Below are 2,727 nucleotides of genomic sequence, written 5' to 3' on the forward strand. Positions count from 1 at the left end.
GCGAGGCATCGGTCTCAATTGCGCTGGGTGATCTCTATACGGAGCTGCACCTACAAGATCAGGCCATTGCGCTCTACGAAGTAGCGGGAGAGCTTGGGACAAACCGACTGATGCGCGCCTATCTGGGCAAGGGAGATAGAGCACGGGCACGGGGCTTTTTGGAGCGTGATCGCCGTCGGCTTCAGCAGGAGAAAAATCTACGGGGGGAGGCAAATCTCCTGGTGGGCTGGGGGGATCCGCCTTCCTACACGGAAGCGGTGGCACTGCTGGCCAAAGCTATCCCCACCGCCTCGTTTAGTGAGCAAGCACAGATGCTAGGGCTGCGTGCCAGTGTGCTGGGGCTGCTAAAGCGCCTTGATGAAGCCCGGCAGTGTTTTGCGCAGCAGCTTGCCCTCTGCGTTCTGCGGGAGCTCTGGCCGGAGCGGTTTTCGGCTCTGGGCGCACTTGCCTCTTTTGAGTACTTCTATGGCGACAAAACCAAAGCCAGGGAGCTGCTACGGGAGTACCAGGCGCTGGCGCAGCAGCAAAAGAGCCCGCAGGAGGAGCGGGGGGCACTACAAAAATCTCTGGACTTTGCAGGTTATGAGAGCAACTGGCCGCAAGTCGCGGCAACCTGCACAGAACTGATTGGGCTTTGCGTGAATCACGGCTGGCGTAGTGACCTGCCGTACTTCCAGGCGCGTCATGCTGAGGCACTCCAAAAACTGGGAAAGCGCTCCGAGGCCGCCGCTGCCTGCCGCGCCGCGATTGCCATTTTGGAGCAACACCGCCACACTTACGCCGGGCTGGATGCCGCCGACCAGGCGTTTCGCCAGGAAAGCCGCGCCCCCTACGAGCACCTGCTGGGACTACTTCGCGCAAAAAGCTCCGAGGCATTTGGGCTGGTACAGAAGCTCAAGGCCCGTGCACTGCGGGAGCAGCTCGCGGCGGGGCGAGCCAGTCAAGAAGCGCCTACTGGCCTGGAAGAGACCGCGCTACGGACGCGCTGTGCACAGCTCAATGCTGCTCTGGTGCGTGAGGGGATCGCCAACGATATTGGGGGCAAGAAGCGCTTTGCGGCACTCCAGAATGAGCTACGTGATGCGGAGAGCGCCCTGGGACGCTTCTACGACTTGCTCCACGCCCGTGTACCACAGACCGCGCTTCGCCACGCCGCCGCAGAACCGACACTGGCGCAGGTTCAAGCACAGCTCGGTCCGAAAGAGCTGCTCTTAGACTTTGTCTGGGCAACCCACGGCCTGGAAAAAGTACAGATTCTAGCCGTTCGCCGCGAGCGTGTTGTCTTGATCGCACTGGAGACGCCGCTGGCCGAGCTCCAGAATCGGATCGCCCGGCTGCGCCATGCCTGTAGCCACCCGGATCGCCCCTGGCAGGAAGCCGCGAAAGCCGTTGCCGAGGCGCTGATAACGCCGCTAGAGCCACAGTTGCGTGGCATTGAACAGGTGATTCTCTGTCCGGATGGTGTGCTCTGGGAGGTACCCTTCGCCGTCGTTTTGGAAGGGATTCCCCTGAGCTACGCTTTCTCGGGGGCGCTCTGGCACGCGCTACGCACCCTTCCCTCCCCACCGCCCCGCCCTACTGCACTCCTCGCAGTGGCCGCGCCGAATCTCTCCGGCTGGAGCCGTCCGATTATCGCCCCTGAGCGTCCCATAATTGCGCCCGAACGCCCTATCATCGCGCCAGAGCGGAGTGCTTTTTTACCCGCAGGCGCTGCCGCGGCGGCACTGCCGGGCACGACTCGGGAAGTGCAGGCGCTGGCACGGCTCTTTCCCGGCACACAAGTGCTGGTGGGCAAGCAGGCGCAGGAAAGCCAGGTCAAGGCCGCCGCTGTGCGCTGCCACTGGCTGCATCTGGCGGCCCATGCCTTTATCAACGATGCCGCGCCGTCGCTGTCCTGCCTGGTACTCTCGGATCCGAGCGAACCCCTGCGCGAGGATGGTTTTCTCACGGCCCGGGAGCTTATGGGGCTGGATCTCTCCGGGGTGGAGCTTGCGACCCTCTCCGCGTGCAACACGGCGCGCGGCCAGATTCTCACGGGTGAGGGCGTGCGTGGGCTAAGCTGGGCGCTCACGGCGGCGGGCGCACGCAATCTTGTGCTGAGCCAGTGGTCCGTGGCCGATGATGCCACTGTCGTTTGGATGGAGGCTTTCTACACCGCGCTCAAGCGTGGCCAGAGCAAGCCCGTCGCCCTACACCACGCGGCGCAACAGCAGCGCCGCACGCCCCAACGTGAGCACCCGTACTACTGGGCCGCGTTTATTTTAGTGGGCCGAGGCCTGTAGGAACTGATTTTTCACTTGAGGTGCCAGGCGCTCCGTGGCAGACGGAGCGCCCCCACTCCCGTGAGCCAGAGGGCTCCGTCGTGGAAGAGGACGCTATTGCCCGCCTGCAGTGCGCTCTCGCCGAGCTCCAGCTTCTGCCAGCCGGTTACCGCGCTCCACCGCGCGACTTCCCCGCGCAGCCGCAGTGCCTCGGCGCTCTCGAAGCGCCACTGCGGCGGCCCCGCTTGCTTCCAGAGCGCCGCCTCGCCTTCAGCACTCACGCTATCGGCCAGCCCCTCCGCGAGCCAGGTATCTTGTTTGGCATCGTAGCGAAATAAGTGCTGGTCGAGCCGTAGCCAAGTTGTCCCCGCCGCCTTGAGAAAGCTGCTGCTCAAGGGAGCGATAAACTGCTGGACGGCCTTGATCTCGATGGCGGGCTCCTGGCGTTTGGGGTCGCGCAGCAGCC

General features: G+C 63.8%; 2 protein-coding genes. One reads left to right on the plus strand and one right to left on the minus strand.

Annotation, left to right across the window (positions count from 1 at the left end; translation table 11 throughout):
* Window positions 1-2,282, plus strand: a 2,282-nt coding sequence (locus tag ACH2EH_RS24920) for a CHAT domain-containing protein (RefSeq protein WP_395146078.1), incomplete at its 5' end; no start/stop codon positions are given.
* 11 nt (window positions 2,283-2,293) lie between these two features.
* On the opposite strand, the gene ACH2EH_RS24925 is transcribed toward ACH2EH_RS24920, so the two are convergent.
* The coding region (locus ACH2EH_RS24925; protein ID WP_395146079.1) for a hypothetical protein at window positions 2,294-2,727 on the minus strand (434 nt) is incomplete at its 5' end.

It is taken from the genome of Armatimonas sp., from assembly GCF_043760365.1.
Taxonomy (GTDB): Bacteria; Armatimonadota; Armatimonadia; order Armatimonadales; family Armatimonadaceae; genus Armatimonas.